Source organism: Nocardia sp. NPDC060220 (genome assembly GCF_042727815.1).
Taxonomy (GTDB): Bacteria; Actinomycetota; Actinomycetes; order Mycobacteriales; family Mycobacteriaceae; genus Nocardia.
Genome location: NZ_JBHWZY010000584.1, coordinates 1 through 4,471 on the forward strand (window position 1 = coordinate 1; position 4,471 = coordinate 4,471).

The 4,471-nt window shown below is 68.3% G+C and carries 4 protein-coding genes and 1 pseudogene; 2 read left to right on the top strand and 3 right to left on the bottom strand.

Annotated elements, in window-relative coordinates:
* Positions 1–975, bottom strand: a pseudogene (locus tag ACFWF3_RS25625) (transcription-repair coupling factor); the annotation flags it as partial.
* A gap of 218 nt (positions 976–1,193) precedes the next feature.
* Here ACFWF3_RS25625 and ACFWF3_RS25630 point away from each other — a divergent pair.
* The gene (locus tag ACFWF3_RS25630) at positions 1,194–2,477 is read left to right on the top strand and encodes a hypothetical protein (protein WP_379315816.1); all 1,284 of its coding nucleotides are present in this window, start codon (positions 1,194–1,196) and stop codon (positions 2,475–2,477) included.
* 88 nt (positions 2,478–2,565) lie between these two features.
* Positions 2,566–3,189, top strand: coding sequence for a TIGR03085 family metal-binding protein (locus ACFWF3_RS25635; RefSeq protein WP_379315818.1), 624 nt, complete (start codon positions 2,566–2,568; stop codon positions 3,187–3,189).
* A 1-nt stretch (position 3,190) separates the two neighbouring features.
* On the opposite strand, the gene ACFWF3_RS25640 is transcribed toward ACFWF3_RS25635, so the two are convergent.
* Positions 3,191–3,838 carry a TetR/AcrR family transcriptional regulator gene (locus ACFWF3_RS25640; RefSeq protein WP_358071707.1) on the bottom strand — a complete coding sequence of 216 codons (648 nt, stop codon included), beginning with the start codon at positions 3,836–3,838 and terminating at the stop codon, positions 3,191–3,193.
* Positions 3,839–3,998: 160 nt separating this feature from the next.
* The coding region (locus ACFWF3_RS25645) for a TetR/AcrR family transcriptional regulator (RefSeq protein ID WP_379315820.1) at positions 3,999–4,471 on the bottom strand (473 nt) is incomplete at its 5' end.

The following is a 4,471-nucleotide window of genomic DNA, read 5'->3' on the forward strand; positions in this document are numbered from 1 at the left end:
GAGGAACTCCTCGCCGGTGCGCACGAGATCGGCTGCGCGGGTGCGGATCTTCTCCGGGTCGCACAGCAGCAACTGGGTGCCTCCGGGCAGCGCCTCGGTGAGCAGGCTGAGCTTGCCCGGCGCGAGGACCGGCAGCAGGGCCTCCATGCCGTCGACGGGGATGCCCTCGGCGATCTTGTTCAGCATCTCGACCAGGGAGGCGTCGGCCTCGTTGTCGGCGGCGACCGCGGTGGCGCGCTCGCGCACCGGCGTGGTGAGCAGCAACTCGCGACACGGCGGCGCGACCACCATCTCGACGGTGCTCTCGGTGAGCGATCGCTGATCGGCGACCGAGAACGGGCGGATCTCGGTCACCTCGTCGCCCCAGAACTCCACGCGCACCGGATGATCCGCCGTCGGCGCGAACAGATCGAGGATGCCGCCACGCACCGCGAACTCGCCGCGCTTGCCGACCATGTCGACGCGGGTGTACGCGAATTCCACCAGGCGAGCGAGCAATTCGTCGAAATCGTGTTCGCCGCCGACCCGCAGCACCACCGGCTCGATATCGCCGAGCCCGGCCGTCATCGGCTGCATCAGCGAACGCACCGTGGTGACCACCACCCGCAGCGGTTCGGGGTAGACGGGGTCTTCGGGATGGGCCAGCCTGCGTAGTACCTCGAGCCTGCGCCCGACCGTGTCGGGGCCGGGCGAGAGGCGTTCGTGCGGCAGGGTCTCCCAGGACGGGAACATGGCGACCGACGGGCCGAGCATCTCGGTGAGTTCCACGGTCAGATCGTCGGCCTCGCGACCGGTGGCGGTCACCACCACCAGGGGACGCTGATCGGCGATCGTCGCGGCGACGAACGGCCGCACGGCCGACGGCGCGACCAATTCCACCCCGGATTTGCCGACCAGGTCGGTGACCGTCCGCAGCGCGGCGTCACCCGCGACCACTTCGGCCAGACCGGCGAGCGGAGGACGAAGGGAGGACATTGTTCGCTCCTGAATACGCAGACGGGATAGGCGAGGCAGCCCGTCTCGAAGTCTAGATGAGTGATTCCCGGGGGTCGGCCCGCGGCTGACCCCGGGTGTGAGCCGACTCAGGAGCGACGGATGCCCTATGAGAGACATCACAGTCGGAACATCGACCAATCACCGAGCGCACCCACCACGAACCTCCGAAAGCTATACGTCTATCGAGTGGGTGATCTATGACGACCACAGTCGGAATATCAGCGGAACGCACTGTCGTCCGGGGGGTGCTCCTGTCCAACGCACCGGGGAAGAAATCCGAGGTCCTTCAGTCGGTCGAGCAGCGTGTCGAAGACGGGGGCTCGATCGTCCACGCACTCGACGCCCTCGCCGAGGCAGCCCCGGTGATCGCGGATGTCGCCGTGGCGTATCACACTGCGCAGGACCGGCAACGGATCGTCTCGGAGCTCGCGGCCCGCCCGTGGCGGACATCATCGCTGGTTTCGACCCGATCGGCACTGTTCGCGCTGATCGGTGACATGCCGGAACTCGATGAGTTCGGGACCGTGGTGATGCTCGACCTCGCCGATCACGCCGCGACCGCCGTCGTGGTCGGACCGGATCGTCGGCAGATCCTGGCCTCGGACGCCTGGACCACCGGTATTGCCGAGGGCGCCTCGGCCGACGGTCTCGCGGAATCGTTCGATACCGACGCGATGACCGAGACGATCGGTCGCGTGCGGTCGGTGCTGGCGTCGATCCCGGCGCACCCCGACGCGGTGGCCCTCTGTGGTTCGTCGGCCGCCGATCCCGAGATCGCGGGCGCCCTGCGCTACGAACTCACCGCGCGCGTGGTCCTCGTCCCGGACTTCGCGCAGGCGACGGCGCGCGCAGCCGCGCTGATCGCCGCCGGCCAGGTGCGCAGGCAACTCGCCGAACCACCGCAGGCGCCTCGCCGCCACCGGCGGCTACTGCTGACCGCGGCGGCCCTCGCGGCCTTTCTCGGCGTCGCCGGATTCGCCGCGTCGCAGGCACTGGAGGAGAACTCGCCTGCCATGAACGCGGGTTCCCCCGGCACGACCAGCCTCGCTCCACCGTCGCCCTCAGCGCCTGCCACTGTCGAGACAACCCCTGACGCCTCGCTTCCGGCCTCGCCGCAAGATCGAACCCAACCTGTGACACCTGCTCCGGCAGCGGCGCCGAACCACTCAGCGCAGGCTCCCGCTCCAGCGCCGCCGTCAGCCGCTACGGCCCCCACCACCGCCGGGCCTCGTGATCCAGAACCGCCCACCTGGGTTCCGGCACCCGAAGCCGGTCCCACAGACTCCCCCGAACCGGCGGACACACCGGAAGCGGCCGCACCGAGTGCCGCTGCGACCCCGGCAAAGGTCGGCGCCCCAGGTCCGCAAGGGCTGTTCCCGGGAGAATCACCACCCCCGGCGGAAGGCTCTGACCCCGCGGCGGAACAGGCGTGGTGGGCCAACCATTGGAACCTCAAGCGACGGTGGATGAACGGCGGCTGACGCGCTACAGGCCCGGGATCGCTCGGGAGGCGGCTGCTTGTCTTCAGGCTCGGCGCCGTGGATGTCGCGATACGCGTAGGGTCGAGGCGTGAGTCTGGCTCGACGTGAACGCCACGCCCTCGTGGAAACGATGACCGAGGCCGGCCCTGCCGCGCCGACCCTGTGCGGCACCTGGACGGTGCACGACCTCGCGGCCCACCTGGTGGTCCGCGAACGCAGGCCCGACGCGTCGGTGGGCATCGTCTTCCCGCCGATGGCCGGCTACCTGGAGGCCAAGCAGGCCCAGATCGCGCAGCGGCCGTTCGCCGAACTGCTCGAGCTCGTCCGCACCGGCCCGCCGTGGTGGTCGCCGTTGCGCCCGGTCGACGCGGTGGCCAATCTCAGCGAGATGTTCGTCCACCACGAAGACGTGCGCAGGTCCGAACCGGGCTGGGAGCCAAGGCAATTGGCGGCGCGCGACGAGGACCGACTGTGGACCGCACTGCGCACCGTCGCACGCGCGGCCTACCGCAAGTCGCCGGTTCCGGTTGTCCTCGCGACGCAGCAGGGGGCCCGGATCACGGCGCATCGTGGCGACGGCGCCGAAGTGGTGCTCACCGGCACGCCGTCGGAGCTGCTCCTGCACGCCTTCGGCCGCGACGAAGTCCGGATCACCCCGACCGGACCCGAGGCCGACGTGCGGACGGTGCTCGCCACCGACCGCAGCGTGTGAACTAGACGACGTAGCGGCGCAGCCTGCGCGCCGCGAACTCCCGGAAGTACGACAGCTTCTCCGGCGGCACCAGCGAGGGCAGCAGGAAGTACCAGGCCCGTTCCATCCGCGCCGCCATCTGCTCCATCGACTCGGTGCCGACCGCGACGATGTGCACGCCCGCGGTCAGTTCCTGGAGCAGCACACCGACCACCTCGGGATCGAGGTCGGCGATCAGGTCGCCTTGGGCGATGGCCCGCTCCGACAGCAACCGGTAGGTCTCGCCCCAGGTCTTGGCGATGTTGTCGCCCTGCGCGCCGCGATAGTCACCGATCTGGTGGGTGAGCTTGAGCATCGCGCCCACCATCGGATCGTTCATCGACAGATCGGCCACCACATAGGTGATCCCGACGGCCGCCTCCAGCGCGGGCACCCGAGAATCGAAGAAACCCTGACAGGATCCGGTCAGGCGCTCGTTGCCCTGATCGACCACCGCCCTGGCCAGCTCCTCCTTGGAGCCGAAGTGAAAGTACAAGGCGCCCTTGGTCACATTGGACTGCGCGATGATTTCGCTGAGGCTCGCGTTGGCGTAGCCCAAACGGAGAAAGACATCGGCAGCGCCAGCAAGGACGGAGTCGCGGGTGATCTCCGCGCGTGCTTGCCTAGCCATCAGATCCGCCTGTCATCCAATAATCCAGCCATCCTGAAGTAGACCGACATCCCGAAATTTGCTCGACATACCGCCCGGCAGCACCCAAAAGGATGGGTGAACCGTACCACCAGGCGGCAAAGTGGCAGCCGAATCATGGATTCGGTCCACGTTGCTTGCGCTAACGTCCGGTTACCCCACCGCTGGTCGGCGTAGTCCCCGTATTCCATTCGGAGCTGAGCCCCGGTTCGGCTTCCAAATGACTCAAACCGTTCCAACACAGGTTGACCAGGTGCGCCGCGACCACCTCTTTGGGCGGGGTGCGCTCGTCGAGCCACCACGTGGCGGTGGTCGAGACCATGCCGACCAGAGCCTGGGCATAGAGCGGGGCGAGGCTGGTATCGAGATCGCGACGGCCGAAATCACCGGCGAGCAGATGGGCCACCTGATTCACGGCCTCGTTGAGCAGGCTCGAGTAGCGACCGTCGGAGTTGGCGGCGGGCTGGTCGCGGACCAGGATCCGAAAACCGTCGGTCCGCTCCTCGATGTAGGTGAGCAAGGCCAGCGCCACCTGCTCTAATCGCACCCGCGATCGATTCCGGGTGAGCGAGGAGGTGACCATTTCCAGCGAGCAGGGGGCTGCGGATCCGAAGT

Coding starts and splice junctions, on each gene's coding strand:
- ACFWF3_RS25640 (WP_358071707.1), bottom strand. CDS start 3,838: ATGGCTAGGCAAGCACGCGCGGAGATCACCCGCGACTCCGTCCTTGCT.
- ACFWF3_RS25630 (WP_379315816.1), top strand. CDS start 1,194: ATGACGACCACAGTCGGAATATCAGCGGAACGCACTGTCGTCCGGGGG.